Raw genomic sequence first — 15610 nt, 5'->3', positions numbered from 1 at the left:
GCCTTATCAACAAGAGGGTGATAAAAAGAGGACAAAGACATTATTATTTGTTTGGCTCTATGATAACCTTCAGACATTCATCGGGCTGTGCGCCAATCGAAAAGGCCTCCTGTATTTGATCAATACCAAACCGGTGGCTGATCATGTCGGTAACGGTAACAACCCTCCGCCCGATCAACTCGAGTGCCTGCATATTATCCAATGGCGCAGCGCCGTAACATGTTTTGATAGTGATATCATTTCTCCAGAAAGGATTAAAATCAACGGGGATGGTTTCTTCCGGTTTTGGTACGGCGAAAAAGAGGACAAGCCCTCCTTTATCCACCGATTGGAGAGCCGATTCTGCAGCAGGAACTGCTCCGGCGCAGATAATAACCGTCTCCGCAGAACGGCCATCATTTACCTCTTTTACAAAGGAAGGTATATCCTCGGTGGCCTTTGCAGTATGATCCGCTCCGAATTCCTTCGCTTGTTTAAGGCGATATTCACTCATATCAGTGGCTATAATATTTCCGGCACCGAGTGCTTTAGCGAGTTTAATGAAAAGCAGTCCGGCAATACCACTGCCGCACACGAGAACCGACTGTGCAGGTTTCAGCTCAACCGTACGAAGAGCTCTTACTGCTGTGGCCAGCGGCTCGATAAACGCTCCCTGCTCCCAGGAAACATCATCAGAAAGAACAAATGTACCGGTATGAAGGCTTCTTCCGGTAATACGGAGATACTGAGAAAACCCTCCCGGATCGAAGTTATTTACGCTTTGAAAGACCGTGCAAGCGGTTTCATGTCCTGTTTTGCAGTAAAAGCATTCATCACAGGGCACATGATGAGTTGTAAAAACCCTGTCACCGATTTTAAATTTCTGCACCTTTGAACCAACCGCGATAATTTCTCCCGCAGGTTCATGGCCCAGAACAAGAGGTGCCCGCTTGATACGGTACCATTCCATGAGATCGGATCCACAAAGACCGCTTGCCATGACCTTGAGAAGGATATCATTATCACCCACCTCAGGAATGGGGCGCTCTTCAACACGGACATCACTGTTAGAATAATAGACAGCTGTTTTCACTGGTTTTTCAATTCCTCATATAACTGATAAGCTTCTTTCACCGACATATTCTGATGCACGATTTTACGCACCGCTTTAATCATAGCGACCGGAGCATCAGACTGAAAAATATTCCTTCCCATATCAACACCACTGGCCCCCTGATCGATAGCATCTCTGGCCATTTGAAGGGCATCTTTTTCGGGGAGTTTTTTACCTCCGGCAATGACGATCGGAACGGGACATCCCGCAGTTACTGTTTCGAATCCGGGGATAAAATATGTTTTCACAAAAGATGCACCGAGTTCGGCGAGAATTCTGGTGGCCAGTCCGATATACCGGGCGTCACGGGTAAGCTCTTTGCCTACTGCGGTTACCCCGAGAACCGGGATACCGTATCGCATTCCCATATCGACCAGGCGGGTCATATTATTAACCGTCTGAGTCTCGAAAGGACCGCCGATAAATACCTGAACAGCCATGGCGCTGACATTCATGCGAAGAGCATCTTCCATATCGACCGCCAGATGTTCGTTGGACAACTCCTTGAGAATACTCGGACCACCGCTTGCACGCATAACCACGGCCCTATTTGTCGACGGCTCTATCATTGTTCTGAGCGCCCCCCGGGTAAGCATGAGTGCATCGGCATAGGGGGCCAGCGGACGAATTGTCACGTCAATGCGCTCCAACCCTGTTGTCGGCCCCTGAAAATAACCGTGGTCAAAAGCCAGCATGACTGTTTTACCCGAATCGGGATTAAAAATGCGGGAAAGACGATTTTTCATTCCCCAGTCATAGGCATTGGAACCCTTGAGAAAAAATTTCTCGCTGGTCTGTGGTATCTCAAGATGAAAATTCTTTTCCTTTGAAACATTATCAGCTTCAGGCATGGTAATACCTCCTGTTAATACAGCAACAACACAATTTATATTAAGGATTTCATCGTTCCGGATACGGTCGAAAAATATAGGTTGATACGATTGGGGGAGTCAAGCCGAAAATGGAGATTCCACTCCCATCGATACAGAAAAAAGCAATCCCGATGTCATTTCATTTTCAAAATCTTATTCCTCCGTCGAGCACGGGCTATGTCTCTTTCTCTGCGCCTGATCTGGGATTTTACAAATGATTTCAGTTTCCTGGGTTTCGGGTTTTCTTTTCGGGACCCCGTGACAGTTTGATATTTTTTTATCAACTCTGCCATGACATCTTCAGTAGAACCATTGATATTATTAATCCCAAGGTATCGAACATAAAGATCATACTGGCCTTCACCACCGATATGCGATTGAATCCAGCTGTGGAGCTTGCAAAGGTCCTGATGATATTCAACCGCTTTGGCCGATTTCTTTTTGAATTCCTTATACAGCTCCTTCCTTCTATCCACAAGGTACTGTTGGTAGGCAAAAATAAGCTCATCCACAGTAGCTTCTGAACTGATATATTCCCGTTTGATAAGAGCTTTTTTGATCTGTTTTGTCAGCGCCATAGGGGAAACATCAGGGTTTACCCCCAAATCCTCGGCAAAACCGCTATAAGTAGGATCTTTCCCCAGATCCCGTTGCATTTTTTTTGCCGGTTCGACCAGAACGGCAACGCCATCAAGAGCCTGGTAAACATCCTTCGATACCGGATCGGTTCCCTGGGAAACCAATTCCAGAGACAGCAGTGAATCACGCACTTCGTCAAGATCGATATTCTCTGTGTTCACATCAAGAAATGCGGCTATACCGGGATAGGCCTTGAGATTACGAAATATCGCTTGTTCCCACTTATTTTCTGCTGTTGTATTTGATGCCAAGAGGCATAAGAATATCATAGATATGTATACCATATTTTCACCATATAGTTGAAGCGCTTAATATGATTTGGGAGTGGAATTAATGAAAAGAAAAGGTATTCCTCCTTCCCCGCCCCCACGGGCTTATAAATCTCAAATAATAATATAAGCCAGGGAGGCAAACCTCGACAATCCTGCAATGCAATTCCGAAACAAGGGAGACCTGATCGTTAATAACGGTACCCGCCGGGAGAAGTCCGGATCGATTAAAAGGGGATTCAGGATTCTTCCAAGGGCCCGAATTCCCGGCCATCATCCTGATTATAAACCTGGACATCATCACCCCGTCGAAGCATTACTTTTCCGAGTTTGGGGAATTCAGCAATATCAAGATCCCTGATTTCGCCGCCGACAAGATAGAGAAGATCTTCATTAAAAGGGTTTCGCAAATGATGCGCTGCTGATGGAATTGGAAAACCCATGAAATCACCGGGACCAACTTCATATTCCTCCTCATCGATTTCAGCAATCCCCTTCCCTGCAAGAATATAAATCCACTCTTCCTCATTTGAATGGGAATGATAGACAAAACTCTCCTTGCCGCCGGGAATTCGCAAAATATTGACACCGGTCCGCCCAAGCCCGGTCAACACACCAAGTTCGACACCGAAAATCTGGGAATTTTTATTCCAGGGATGAGAAAATGCAGCTTCCCTGTTCTTAATGTCTTCCGCTTTGATCAGCCGGTTTTTACTGTATTCGAACATAGATTCGCTCCGTTCTACCCGTATATTTTTGCTGAGGTTTCTGGCTGATCTATCAATATAATTTGCACCACCAAAATCAAGGCTAATTTTTTCCTTTTTTTATACCCTGATTTTTATAATGATTAAGCTTACGCAGAAAATTATAATAACTATTTCGCTTATTATTTCAAAAACTGGAAAGGACTGAAAAGTCATGGGGATTCACAACCCAAGCCCTTTCAAATCCCGATTTATCCGCACGATAATATTAACCGTCTGGCTTTTCTTCGGAATACTGCAAACTCTGTTTTCTTTCTGAATGACTCTCCCCCCATTTTCTTGTAAATTATTTGGGGGGCTTTGAAATCCTCGTTTCTTTCTACGATGAAAGTATGATGGCAAATACATTTTTTCCCCACGGTGATACTATCGACCTCAAAATAGTCGCAAAAAACAGAGGACTCTCCAACCTTTCGAATAACGTAATGGTATCCATATTTGTTTACCTCCCCGAGCCGTCTCTTTATATTCTCTCAATTTTTGATATCAGCGGGAGGCTGATTCTGAAACGATATGGTTTGAGGCCAATTGATAAACATGTCGAACTCGTCGATGTAAATATTTTAAAACCAAAAACTTATATTGTACAGATCAACCACCGCACAAAATCGATTGTTACCAGATTTGTATTATCGAATAGCCCATCTCATCATTGTGCCGCTCCAGAGTTCACTGTTTAACGATCGACCGTATAAAAGAATATCACTCAAGTTAAGAAAAAACTTCACACATTACTTTAACTTTCCGATAAGCATTATATACCATCACCGACAAGGAGACAAAATGGCTCTGAATTCAATTATTCCAACACCGAGTGAAAGCGTTATTTTGCCGACCAGCCCCCAATCTTCTAAAAAGGCTGAAGAAATAGATAAATCGCTTGAGACATCAGATCCTGAGCTCAATCAGCAGAAAGACTTAATTGAAAAAATGTTCGTGAAAAAGAAGGATGAAGCAACTAACGCTCCAAGTATAGTAGTACGTAATGAAAGCGATAGTGGCGAGATGAAAGACAAAGCTTCTATCTCCAAAGAATCCATGGAGTTATACAGACAAACTCAGGCAAAACTTGAAATTGAAACCCATAGAGGAACGTTCAGTGTAAGCTATGAAAGTGAAAAATATGCTCGTGTTGAACTCGAAGGGCAGGAAGTAGAATCACAGGAACCACTTGTTTTCGATCTTGATAATGACGGCGTTGAACTTACTGATGTCAGAACCGGTAACGGTGTTTCTTTCGATATTACAGGGGACGGTAACAATGAAAAGGTATCGTGGGTATCGCCGCATGATGGATTACTGGCCTTAGACAAAAATGACAATGGAGCTATCGATAATGGCAAAGAGCTTTTCGGTGATCAGAATGGTGCCCTTCACGGCTTTGAAGAACTCTCGAAATATGATGACAATCAGGATAACATAATTGATTCTAACGATAAAATATTCAACAAGTTACGTATATGGCAAGACTTTAACCAGAATGGACATTCCGAAGGCAGTGAATTATTTGAACTTGATCACTATACCATCAAGTCGGTGGAACTTTCTGCAAACGGGGAAAAAGACGTTGTTGCAGGGAACAGCATCGAGGGCTATGGAGCCTACCATACTGCTTCGGGTAATGGAAAAATCGGTGAAGTTTATCTGAATTACCTGGCCTGATATGTTTTAATATTTCAAACACCATCATTCCACTCTTCCCTTGTCATATTAAGGACCGGAAATATCAGTATATTCCTCCCTTGCCGGTAATTTCAACTATTTCGGTTACAAATTGGTTCTGAGCCGCAAGACTTCCTTATCATCTCACAACTTCAAAATTTTCAACACCTTAAATATAGGCTCATCAAAGATATATGTCTTATTAACATAAACTAAATAATTCTATTTAATTTTTTAATTGCTTTTTAAATTGGAAATTAGTATACTGCATAGCTCAACCTATTTATTAGCAAAGGACATTCGGTGCAGGCCGTATTAAAAAGAACAGTCAGAGAAACCCTGAAAAGCAGTTATCATTCTCTGGATAGAATAGCATCTTCCCTGGGAAACAAACTCAATATCCGTCTGATGACCAGCCCTGATTCAAGTCCCCCGGACCAGACTCGGCTGAACAGGTATCATGAAAAAGTTCGTACGACCTTTTTAAATCATACCCCTCCTATTGAAATTGGTGATTATATCGGCACCGGAGGATTTGCCGATGTGTTCAAGGCGACTTCGGAGTATGATGGGACCGGGAATTTTGCCATAAAAATTCTCCGTCCGGATCTTCTGAAAATCCACAAAGGCTCCGGTTTTAATCCGGCCGAGGAACAAATGCGGCTAAAGGATATCAAAAAGAGGTTCAGCAATGAATCGTATATCCAATGGCATCTTTCAAAAAGCCTCTCTAAAAATGTTGCCGAAAGTGTGGTGCAGGTATATGATCACGGAGAATTCGGTTATCCCGATAATTATCGCTTTATCCTTATGGAGCGGATGGGAATGACATTGCGTGATTGTATCAACGATAAAAGGAATTTTACTCATGACCGTGATGTGCTTGTTTATAAGACTATCCTCATGACAAAAATTGCGGATATAATCAGGAATGTGCACCATGAAGGAATTATTCATCGTGATATAAAGCCCGAAAATATTCTGTTTCCCTATAGACCCGCAACATCCGATACAATGCTGTACGATTCTCCTGCCAAGCGATGTGCCAAAAACATCCATGTAAAACTCGCAGACTTCGGTACAGTCAGATGGATCAAATCATATACCGACCGCTATGACGGTGTTATAATCGGTTCCCAGTTTTATATGTCTCCAGAGCAGATATTTACCCCTAAAATGATAGATGCCCGTACCGATATTTATTCTTTTGGTGTAGCCTGTTTCGAACTTCTCTATGGATATCACCCTAAAAATGTTAATCACAGCACCTCCGATCTTCTCGAACGGCTTGCTCTGGAAAAACCATTGATGCCCACACCTCCAAAAGATTTTACCGTACTGAATAATATCATTTATCGCTGCATGAAAGATATCAATCAGCGTTTCCAGACTATGGATGAAGTTTTCGATGAGCTTCGTGATTTTACTCTTAATTGCCTGCGATTGGATGATGAATTATTGCATTGTTAGGAATTTCAGAGGAACTGAATCACCCCCTGCCGACGGATGTGTCTCTGCAGTTTTCAAGATTTTTGACCGATATGCCGATAATAAATAATATGGGGTATGTCTCATGGATAATATTCAACAAATTAAAGAGATTGCTCACTACCGGCGCCGGTTATCCAGAATAGCCGGTAAAGATATCCCCTTCAATACAGCTGCCCGTATCTGGGTCCGAAAGTATGCAAAGCTCTGGCGTTTACGCCATCCGGATTTCGAACCCTGTTCCTCTTACCATTGTGTTTCGGCATAAGTTCGTTGGCCTTCATTGATTTTCCTGTGGAAAATGTGCGATTTTTATTGTTGCCCGGTACTCATCCCAGGGTTAATAAAAAGCAGATATTATTTTCTCTTTTATACCTTCATTTTAACCGGACCAATTGAATCGATGGTATATTCTTGAGAGGGCCCTGTAATGTCACACCTTTTTAACCCCATTCTTATTTCTTTAATTTCATTCATTGCTATAATTTTATGTAGCTGCTCGCGTTCAAATGCTCCTTTCAAGCACACATTTTACCGTATGGATACGATTATTCGAATCACCCTTGTAGCGCACCCCGATGATAAGAGGGTGGATTCAACCTGGACATCGATCGACAGTCTTCTCAGGGATTGGGAAGAACGGTTTTCACAAACCCATGAACGTTCGGAAGTCTTTGAAATTAATACCCTTGCTGATGACTCATGTGCGGCAATCCCCTCCCCGGTTCTGGGTGAAATGCTCTACGACGGACTTCGGTATGGAGATACTCTCGATGGGATGTTCGATATAACGATCCTTCCGGTAAAGAAACTCTGGGGATTTGGAGAAAATGATCAAAAGCAAAAAATCCCGGATTCTTCATCGCTCAAAAAAACACTCGAACGGACCGGGTATCACAGTGTATGGCTCAGTAGTGATAAAGACACCATCTGCTTTGGCAAGAATACCATGGCAATAGATGTAGGCGGTATTGCCAAGGGATTTGTCCTTCGTGAAATCTCGCTACTCCTGAAAAGACGGGGGGATTATGATTATCTTATCGAGGCAGGGGGTGACATTCTGGTTCATGGTGAGCGAAGTGACGGTTCGGAATGGAGAATCGGTGTTCGTCACCCGAGGGAATCAGAGCTTCTGGTAGTTTTCCCTCTCGATAGCGGATGCGTGGTCACCAGCGGTGATTATGAGCGGGTCTGGTTTCATGAAGGCCGGAGGATTCATCACATTTTTAATCCTCATACAGGATATCCATGCTCGACGATTCAGAGTCTCACGGTGTGGAGTATGGATCCGGTGGAGGCGGATATTGTAAGTACCGGACTTTTCTGCTATGATAAAGATTTTATACTCTCATTCATAGAAACCCGCCCGCGGTTCGAATGCATTATTGTCGACAGTGGCGGTGAAATTACGGTAAGTGATGGATGGAAACGGGTAGTCGAATTAAAATAACAGTCCATTTTGATTTCAAAAGGAGGATGACATGAAAGCAACGATAATTGGAGCAGTAATGGCGCTGGGAGTAATTCCGGTATCTCTGCAGGCTCAACCTTTACTGGAGAAAAGGATTCAAACACTGGAAGAGCGTGTTTCCAAGCTTGAAAAGCGGGTGGCGCAGCTCGAAACGCCAAGTGTTGAAAAATCTTCAGAAAAAATCCGCCCATCCTCCAAAAACCCGCAAAAATCAGAAGCTACACCTTTACCTGCCGAAGAAAAGAAAAAAGATTATCCCACAGATAAAGTAAAGGTCGAGCTGATTAAAAAGGAGGCCAATCAGGTTGCGCTGGAATCGGGCGATGTAGCGAAACAGCTCCAGATCATGCTGATGTTCACCAATACAACCGGCCATAACGTTACAAAATGCGAAGGCATAATAGGATTCAAAAAGACTACCGGAGAAGAGATCGTCTCCTTTGATCTAACCTTCGATAAAACACTGGAAGCGGGGAAACAGGCAAGCTGGTATGGAGCCATCGATATCAGTACCCCCAAAAGCCGAGACCTTCTGCAACTCGACAAAAAAGACATTGTTTCCGAATACGGCATAAAATCGCTAACCTATGCCGACGGGACCGTTAAGACCTATTAACCCGAATTCCGCAATTGAATTCCGGCAATCTGCATACGCTCTTGCGCGATTTATCCTCGCAAAAAACCTCAATGAGGCTCGGCCCCCTTATGTATCCATATACTTGCCGGTATAGGCGTCCACTTCGCCTTCCACTATCGGCAATCCCTCGTCGCAATCGATATCCTCGACACTTTCACACATCAATGGGGGGCCACTTTCCACCCGGATACGGACTGCCCGGCAGGTCATTTGCCGAACATCACGGCAGATCATACCCTTTTTTGCTTCCATATAAATATTATTCAAGGTTACATCGGTGACAGGCATCTCCGGGAGTCCTACAAAGTGAGGTCCCTTTTTGGCGCCGTCGGCCATAATATTCGAAAATACGAGTTTTCGAATCGAAGGCGTCGTTTCATCAACCGGATGAGGATTCCGGTCTTCCTCAAGATCATAGTTATACATATCGATTACAATGGGATAGGCAACATCGTGCATAACAAAATTGGAGAAAACAGCATTTTCCACCCCGCCGCCGAGTCCTCGCCGTTCCTTAAGGCGGATACCCCGGTGGTTGCCGATACATGTGCAATTTGACACCGTCAAATTCCTTACCCTTCCGTTTAATTCATTGCCGAAAACGATTGCTCCGTGGCCGGCGCCGAACGTACAATTTTCAATCGTAAATATTTTCGCAAACGCCGTAAGGGCGTTCGGGAAGTCCGGCTTTCATACAAATACAGTCGTCACCTACCGAAATATGACAGTTGGTAATGCGCACATTGCGGCAGGACTGGGGATTGAGCCCGTCGGTATTCAAAGAATTCTCGGGATTTACGATGCTGAGTCCCTCAGCGAGAACATCATCACACTGCAGAAGATGAATGTTCCAGGCAGCAGAATTCTGTGCGGTAAACCCGGCCAGACGGACCTTCTTACATCGCTCCATCCTGACCAGTTGCGGACGCAAAGGACGTCCCTCTTTTATGCCCAGTGCATCACCGCGACCATCATGTTTTTTATGCCAGATCAAAAACTCATCCTGCCATACTTTGCCGTTGCCGTCAATGGCGCCGTACCCCGTAATACTCACATTTTCAGCATCCTTTGCATACACAAGGGAACGGAGCTTGATTGAAGGATGCACCGAATTGAAATCGGTATCCGTATAGTCTTCCCTTTCACAGGCGCCAAGGATCGTTGCCCCGGGGTGGAGAAAGGGGGTAACATTTGATTTTAGCGCGACAGAACCGGTGAGCCAGGTTCCGGAAGGGATTATAACAATACCGCCCCCCGCCTGCGCGCACGTATCGACAGCCTTCTGAATCGCGGCAGTGTTTTTTGCCTCGCCGTCACCGCGAGCGCCGAAACGATCGATTGAATACTCCCCTGAAGATTCTGAATAGGCCATAGTATATCCTTGTTGATTCGGTGATAGAGAAGGTGGAAAATAAAATAATTATTGTAGCCACATAGGTCATCATGGATAATCCGGGCTACCATTCCGGCTTTGGCCGGGATAAACGGACTACTTTTTAGAAGCAGTGTTTTTTCGGCGAACCAGGCCCACACCGAAAAGGCCCAGCAGTCCGGACGCCAGGAGGGTAATCGTGGAAGGTTCGGGGACCGATACCGGGGGTTCGGGGGTCGTGATACTGCGGAAAGATATCGACAGGTTACCGGTAGAGGTTTTAATGCCGCCGGGTTCCGGCCAGGCTACCGTCGCAGTGTTAAAATTGAATGAATAATTTTTGTTTGCAGTTAAAGTTCCGGTGGTCGAACCGGACAATTCATTCTCCGAATCGCCGCCGGTCGCCCCAACGGTGAACGATTCGTTGACAACATCTTCACTGTATTGATAATTGCCGAACAGGGGTTCGGTAGTGTTGCTTGCATACAAACTGACGTCATACGCCGCGGTGCCTGCTCCATCCATACCGTAAAACCCGGTAATAGAGTATTCGACATCAACGGAAGGCCTGAATGTAACATAACCCCAATCGCCCGCCAGGGCGCCGCGGATATCACTGTCGACCAGATGATTGAAATTTATTGTCAACTCATTGGCCTGTTCGCTTTCGGTAAAAACTATATCGGTTGTAGCGGCAAGACCGGTATAGCTTGACTCCAAAGTAAAATCAAAAGCTCCGGACACAGGGACATCGGCGAGTACCGTGTCGGCGAAAAAGAAATTTATATCATCAGCAACGAAATTCTGAAGGTCGCCTCGCTGGATTGATACAGGTCCGGCAACCACGGCCAGGGAAAGAAGAAATACGGCGAAAGCTGTGTTGCTTTTCATAATCAAACCCTCAGTGCTGTTGATATCATACATAAAATCTTCACTTCTGAATATATTATTTGTTGTTTAATAATGCAATATATTTTCTCCGCCTTACCCTTCCACCCGTTAAACATCACACTGCATCGATTATCATATCCGCCAATTGACGGGCGTCCTTTTCAGAAGGGGCTTCGGCATAGCAGCGGATTATTGGTTCAGTATTTGACGGTCGTACATGGACCCATGATTTTTCTCTGATAATTTTAAGGCCATCTTGTGTATCGGTCGTTTCATCAGAAAATTTTTCAACGAGCCGGGCAATAACATCGTGAGGACTTTTATTTTCACAGGGGATCTTCTCTTTGACTAATGCATAGGAAGACCACTCTTTGACAAGAGATATCAAATTTGTCATTTTTCGGGCCATAAGCTCGATGATCAAGGCCATAGCGGTAAACCCGTCACGAGCGGTCGATACCCGTGGATAGATTACCCCTCCGTTTCCTTCTCCGCCTACAGCGCATCCATGGGCTTTCATTCCCTCAACGACATTGGCCTCACCGATTTTTGTGCGATACACTTTCACGCCAAATTTTTCGGCAACATCATCGATAACCCGGGAAGTTGAAAGATTTGTGACAATATCTGATTTTTCATTCTCCAGTACCGCATTCAGTGAAAGAGCAAGTGTCATTTCTTCAGAAACAGCCTCGCCATGCTCACCCATGGTTATGAGACGGTCGGCGTCGGGATCAAAGCCAAAACCGGCATTCAGCCCTGAAGAGTTTTTCAGAAACTCTGATAACTGAATGAGATGTTCGGGGCGGGGTTCGGGATTATGAGCAAAATTGCCGCTCAAATCGGTGTTAACGCCATGCCAGGAGACACCGAGTTTCTCGAGCAGAAGCGGGAAAACCGCTCCTGCCGCGCCGTTTATTGAATCAACTGCAACCGATAAACCCATATTCCGTATGGTGTCGACATCAACAGCATTTAATATCAGTTCCACGTGCAGTGCTGATGCATCAACGGTTCGACCGGGTGTGCCGTCATGCGCTGCTATTTTTTCCTCATATATTTCCTTGCTATTTCGATACCTGTTATAGACCTCTTCGCATTCGGCGCCGGTATAGAGCCTTCCGGAGTGGTGCACCATCTTGTAGCCATTGTACTGAGAAGGATTGTGGCTGGCGGTTATAATTATGCCGGCCTGCGCATTCATTTCCTTAACTGCCACACAGGTGGTAGGAGTTGGCGCAATACCGATATCCACCGGGATCCCTCCGGCCGCACGGACCCCTTTGCATATCGCCTTCATAATACTCTCGCCCGACGGACGTGTATCCCGGCCAATAATAACATCTCCTCCACCAGCAATCTTTGTCTGGCAATAGGCCATACTACTGCATAGTTCCGGAGTAAATGATTCTCCAACTATCCCCCTGATTCCCGACACCGACATTATTGGCTGATCACTCATTTGTTATCCTTTTGTTGAAAAAACTATGTTACAAACTATATTATAAGAAAAGAGTACTTGATATTGAATTATCAATATAATTTATGAATTCTATAAGAAAGCACCATTCAGAAAGGCATCGGATTTAACAATATGTCTATTGAGCTTCTTTATATTATCCCTCTTGTCGCTCTCAGTTTTTTTGCTTTGATAATTCTTCTTAACGTTCAGAAAAAAAATGAAAATAAGGAAAAGGAAGAACATGAGCTGATTAAAGAAGTCGAGGAATTCAACGCAGGAACGCCATCCCAGACCATATCACCCAAAGATATTCCCGGAACTCATCTGGGCGAAATAGAGAAGACCATATCACTGGTTAGCAGCATGCTTTCCAACCAGCAAAGTATTATTGAAGGAGTTCAGGGAGTCAACATCAATTATACTAATGAGGTAAATAAGCTGAAAAACCGCCTCAGGGAGCTTCAAAAAGAGTACGATATTGTTCTCAGCGAGAATTACTCCTTACGGGCCAGGATAAAAAAGCTTTCTGAACGACTCGGAGAAAAACCACCTGAAATTGCTCAGGAATTTCATATCCATGAGTCTGATTCGGGGTTGCCGACAAAAACATCCAGCGAAAACGGCAGGTGTTCGGCTCTTCTGGACGACACCCAGATCCTGCAGAAAATAAACCTGGATGATACAACAGAAATAAATATTTCCGAATTAAGAGATTTTCACGACTGATATGCCCGCCCCCTTTCCACTTTTCTGAAAATATCGGATAATGAATTTTCATTATTGCATGATCGATGAATAAAATGTATCTTTTAGCAATTTGGATACTTACAGGTTTAACCTTTTGCAGAATGCCGTATTTAATCCATGAATGCATGTGCCAGTAAAATTATCGTATGGGCTTTTCTGATTTTTATACCTTGTTGTCTTAATGCGCAAGTCATTGAGGGCACATCAAGAATGAAACTCAAATCTCCCGTTACCCGGGAGATTTCTTCAAAAGCGCATGATCGAGCAAAAGAGAATTTGAAAAGGAACATTCTCCGATGGATGAGAGACAATGGGAACACAATGTTGGACACCTCGAATCCGGTTATTTCCTATCACCTTAATTCGCTCATGCTCTCTGCGCTGGACAAAGCCCGCAAGGATACGCGATTCGAACAGCGAGACTGGATACTTACCTTATCTGTTCCAGAAGAAATAATGCGTTCGGCACTGCAGGCCTATATTGCTCAATCCGATCAACTGGCTACAAAATTCTGGAATGAAGCACTTACTTTCAAAAAGCCAGAGACTCTCCCCTCCTTTGTCGGCAACGGCCTGAAATCTCTTTTTTACAATCTGGGATGTTTTGGAGGATGTATGAACATGCCGGCCGAAGCTGCGGTTAAACAAACCCAGGAAGTCATTAATAAACTCACCCTCAAAGCAGACGAGATCGTTATAAGCGGAAAACCAGGTCAAAAAGCAAAAAGTGCACCGGTTATCCATGTGATGATCGATTCCATTCCGTTTTCGGGAATTCAACTGGTTGGAAAATTGCCCTCCGATGAACGGGTATTTGCACTGCAAACAGGGCCGGAAGGGGTGGTGAAACTTGACGATATGAATATACCTTATGTTGCCAAGGGCACCTTTCTCCATATTCAACCCTACTATGGCGCAGTCATTGGCATTCCAATCGATTTTGATGCTGTCGATCTTGGCCTGCAGGCCGGAAGCAATAAAGAGATCTCAATGATTTTTAATATTACACGGCCGGTCTATTCACTTAAATATAAAGTCAATGCCGCCAGCGACATTACCATTCCCGAACATTTTGCCGGCAGCGCCCACCTCGAACAGTATCTGCAGGATTCATGCTACATGGAAAAACAATCAAGCGATGACATTGCCGATTTGCTGATAGAAACCCTGTGCCAGGTGTCGATGTATTCCAGTGATGAAACTGAAGAGGTATACATTAAAGTTGAAGGTAAGTTTATCGTTCATCCAATCCAGGAGGGAACCCGCATTGAAAAGGATGTTTTGATTCATTCAAAAGCATTCGAGGCGGGCAAAGACATTCCATTCGGTCTTTTTTTCTGGGAAAGCGCTACAGCGCTCAAACATAAAGTTAAAGATCTAATCAGCAGTCTATAGGGACAGCATAACTACCTGCCCGTTTGGCCCTTTATTAAAATCCTCTCCCCCACCACTGCTTATTGCTTCAGTTCGGGGGATTCTTCCAAAACCTTTTTAACCCGTTTCCTCAGCAGCCAGTGCTTCTGTATGGCCTTTAGAATGATCTCGGTTTCCCCCAGATCTCGCTCCAGAATGTTGAGTGTATTGGAGAGTTCTTTGGGAACGGACTGGACATTGCCGACTAACGTATCGAGCCCCACAACAAACTTCTCGAATTGATTGATCATGCATACAACCGAATCGATCAGCATTCCGCCATCCTTTCCAAGGTCGGAAAAGGAGACAATGACCGAATCAAAATTGGATAAGGTTGTATTCGCTCCTGCTGCGATTCCGGTGACTTGCCTGGTTATTCCGTGGATCTGACGATAGAGTGAGTCCTCCATGAGGATGCGGCCTACCGAACCCTTGCCTTCTGAAACATGGGTCAGGATCGTCTGGATCGTGCCAACCATATCGGTTATCTGAGTGATAGTCTTACCCAGCGGCAAGGGCAAAACAGCCTCGAGAGTATCACCAGCTGTTGCAGGCGATGCCCCGGGGCTTCCCATAGTCAATGCTACTTCCCAGTCCCCTACTGCAAAACCTTTCTGCTTGAGTTTCGCCTTGCTGTCTTTTTTCACCAGGGGCATGTACTTTTCCTTGATTTTAAGCGCAACCTGAACATAGCCCGAATCATCAAGGGTCATAGTTTTGACATGCCCTACTTTAATACCGTTTATTGTAATGTCATTACTTGTATTCAGACCTGTTGTACTTGCGTATTTCACATGTAATTCGGTCCATTTTTCCATAAAGGAGAG

At 44.5% G+C, this 15610-nt stretch carries 17 protein-coding genes; 8 read left to right on the top strand and 9 right to left on the bottom strand.

Annotated features, from left to right (window positions below):
- Positions 1-43 precede the first annotated feature (43 nt).
- The 4 genes from GF401_10375 to GF401_10360 form a co-directional block, all read right to left on the bottom strand.
- Positions 44-1072 (bottom strand): alcohol dehydrogenase catalytic domain-containing protein, encoded by a 1029-nt coding sequence (locus GF401_10375; protein ID MBD3345455.1) that lies wholly within the window; start codon positions 1070-1072, stop codon positions 44-46.
- The gene (lsrF, locus tag GF401_10370; protein ID MBD3345454.1) at positions 1069-1944 is read right to left on the bottom strand and encodes a 3-hydroxy-5-phosphonooxypentane-2,4-dione thiolase; all 876 of its coding nucleotides are present in this window, start codon (positions 1942-1944) and stop codon (positions 1069-1071) included. Before lsrF ends, GF401_10375 begins: the two co-directional genes overlap by 4 nt.
- A 155-nt stretch (positions 1945-2099) precedes the next feature.
- Positions 2100-2873 (bottom strand): hypothetical protein, encoded by a 774-nt coding sequence (locus tag GF401_10365; GenBank protein ID MBD3345453.1) that lies wholly within the window; start codon positions 2871-2873, stop codon positions 2100-2102.
- 239 nt (positions 2874-3112) lie between these two features.
- Positions 3113-3601 (bottom strand): cupin domain-containing protein, encoded by a 489-nt coding sequence (locus tag GF401_10360; GenBank protein MBD3345452.1) that lies wholly within the window; start codon positions 3599-3601, stop codon positions 3113-3115.
- 371 nt (positions 3602-3972) lie between these two features.
- Between GF401_10360 and GF401_10355 the strand changes: the two genes are divergently transcribed.
- The 6 genes from GF401_10355 to GF401_10330 all read left to right on the top strand — a co-directional run bounded on the left by GF401_10355 (position 3973) and on the right by GF401_10330 (position 8877).
- The gene (locus GF401_10355; GenBank protein MBD3345451.1) at positions 3973-4320 is read left to right on the top strand and encodes a hypothetical protein; all 348 of its coding nucleotides are present in this window, start codon (positions 3973-3975) and stop codon (positions 4318-4320) included.
- A gap of 103 nt (positions 4321-4423) precedes the next feature.
- A complete protein-coding gene (locus GF401_10350; GenBank protein MBD3345450.1) occupies positions 4424-5302 on the top strand; it encodes a hypothetical protein in 879 nt (292 codons plus the stop codon).
- 303 nt (positions 5303-5605) lie between these two features.
- Positions 5606-6772: a protein kinase gene (locus tag GF401_10345; protein ID MBD3345449.1), complete on the top strand. Its 1167-nt coding sequence runs from the start codon at positions 5606-5608 to the stop codon at positions 6770-6772.
- Positions 6773-6875: 103 nt separating this feature from the next.
- The gene (locus GF401_10340; protein MBD3345448.1) at positions 6876-7058 is read left to right on the top strand and encodes a hypothetical protein; all 183 of its coding nucleotides are present in this window, start codon (positions 6876-6878) and stop codon (positions 7056-7058) included.
- Positions 7059-7220: 162 nt separating this feature from the next.
- Positions 7221-8240 carry a hypothetical protein gene (locus GF401_10335; protein MBD3345447.1) on the top strand — a complete coding sequence of 340 codons (1020 nt, stop codon included), beginning with the start codon at positions 7221-7223 and terminating at the stop codon, positions 8238-8240.
- Between the two features lie 31 nt (positions 8241-8271).
- Positions 8272-8877 (top strand): hypothetical protein, encoded by a 606-nt coding sequence (locus GF401_10330; GenBank protein MBD3345446.1) that lies wholly within the window; start codon positions 8272-8274, stop codon positions 8875-8877.
- 87 nt (positions 8878-8964) lie between these two features.
- Here GF401_10330 and GF401_10325 read toward each other — a convergent pair whose 3' ends face one another.
- The 4 genes from GF401_10325 to glmM all read right to left on the bottom strand — a co-directional run bounded on the left by GF401_10325 (position 8965) and on the right by glmM (position 12623).
- The gene (locus GF401_10325) at positions 8965-9549 is read right to left on the bottom strand and encodes a hypothetical protein (GenBank protein MBD3345445.1); all 585 of its coding nucleotides are present in this window, start codon (positions 9547-9549) and stop codon (positions 8965-8967) included.
- Positions 9536-10270 carry a hypothetical protein gene (locus GF401_10320; protein ID MBD3345444.1) on the bottom strand — a complete coding sequence of 245 codons (735 nt, stop codon included), beginning with the start codon at positions 10268-10270 and terminating at the stop codon, positions 9536-9538. Before GF401_10320 ends, GF401_10325 begins: the two co-directional genes overlap by 14 nt.
- A 117-nt stretch (positions 10271-10387) precedes the next feature.
- Positions 10388-11194 carry a PEP-CTERM sorting domain-containing protein gene (locus GF401_10315; protein ID MBD3345443.1) on the bottom strand — a complete coding sequence of 269 codons (807 nt, stop codon included), beginning with the start codon at positions 11192-11194 and terminating at the stop codon, positions 10388-10390.
- An 82-nt stretch (positions 11195-11276) separates the two neighbouring features.
- The gene (gene glmM / locus GF401_10310) at positions 11277-12623 is read right to left on the bottom strand and encodes a phosphoglucosamine mutase (GenBank protein ID MBD3345442.1); all 1347 of its coding nucleotides are present in this window, start codon (positions 12621-12623) and stop codon (positions 11277-11279) included.
- Positions 12624-12755: 132 nt separating this feature from the next.
- On the opposite strand from glmM, the gene GF401_10305 reads away from it, so the two are divergent.
- Entirely contained in the window at positions 12756-13349 is a 594-nt protein-coding gene (locus GF401_10305) for a hypothetical protein (protein MBD3345441.1), read from the top strand.
- A 231-nt stretch (positions 13350-13580) separates the two neighbouring features.
- Complete coding sequence (locus GF401_10300; GenBank protein MBD3345440.1) at positions 13581-14765, top strand: hypothetical protein; 1185 nt, start codon at positions 13581-13583, stop codon at positions 14763-14765.
- A 59-nt stretch (positions 14766-14824) separates the two neighbouring features.
- On the opposite strand, the gene GF401_10295 is transcribed toward GF401_10300, so the two are convergent.
- A partial coding sequence (locus tag GF401_10295; GenBank protein ID MBD3345439.1) for an MCE family protein occupies positions 14825-15610 on the bottom strand: 786 nt, incomplete at its 5' end.

The sequence above is a fragment of the Chitinivibrionales bacterium genome, from assembly GCA_014728215.1.
GTDB lineage: Bacteria > Fibrobacterota > Chitinivibrionia > Chitinivibrionales > WJKA01 > WJKA01.
The sequence above is the reverse complement of the archived record's forward strand: the minus strand, read 5'-3'. Positions and strand labels throughout refer to the sequence as shown.

What these genes read in the sequence shown, in the direction of transcription:
- lsrF (MBD3345454.1), bottom strand. Translation starts at nt 1,944, where the DNA reads ATGCCTGAAGCTGATAATGTTTCAAAGGAAAAGAATTTTCATCTTGAG.
- GF401_10365 (MBD3345453.1), bottom strand. Translation starts at nt 2,873, where the DNA reads ATGATATTCTTATGCCTCTTGGCATCAAATACAACAGCAGAAAATAAG.
- GF401_10360 (MBD3345452.1), bottom strand. Translation starts at nt 3,601, where the DNA reads ATGTTCGAATACAGTAAAAACCGGCTGATCAAAGCGGAAGACATTAAG.
- GF401_10355 (MBD3345451.1), top strand. Translation starts at nt 3,973, where the DNA reads ATGATGGCAAATACATTTTTTCCCCACGGTGATACTATCGACCTCAAA.
- GF401_10350 (MBD3345450.1), top strand. Translation starts at nt 4,424, where the DNA reads ATGGCTCTGAATTCAATTATTCCAACACCGAGTGAAAGCGTTATTTTG.
- GF401_10340 (MBD3345448.1), top strand. Translation starts at nt 6,876, where the DNA reads ATGGATAATATTCAACAAATTAAAGAGATTGCTCACTACCGGCGCCGG.
- GF401_10335 (MBD3345447.1), top strand. Translation starts at nt 7,221, where the DNA reads ATGTCACACCTTTTTAACCCCATTCTTATTTCTTTAATTTCATTCATT.
- GF401_10330 (MBD3345446.1), top strand. Translation starts at nt 8,272, where the DNA reads ATGAAAGCAACGATAATTGGAGCAGTAATGGCGCTGGGAGTAATTCCG.
- GF401_10320 (MBD3345444.1), bottom strand. Translation starts at nt 10,270, where the DNA reads ATGGCCTATTCAGAATCTTCAGGGGAGTATTCAATCGATCGTTTCGGC.
- GF401_10315 (MBD3345443.1), bottom strand. Translation starts at nt 11,194, where the DNA reads ATGTATGATATCAACAGCACTGAGGGTTTGATTATGAAAAGCAACACA.
- glmM (MBD3345442.1), bottom strand. Translation starts at nt 12,623, where the DNA reads ATGAGTGATCAGCCAATAATGTCGGTGTCGGGAATCAGGGGGATAGTT.
- GF401_10305 (MBD3345441.1), top strand. Translation starts at nt 12,756, where the DNA reads ATGTCTATTGAGCTTCTTTATATTATCCCTCTTGTCGCTCTCAGTTTT.
- GF401_10300 (MBD3345440.1), top strand. Translation starts at nt 13,581, where the DNA reads ATGAAACTCAAATCTCCCGTTACCCGGGAGATTTCTTCAAAAGCGCAT.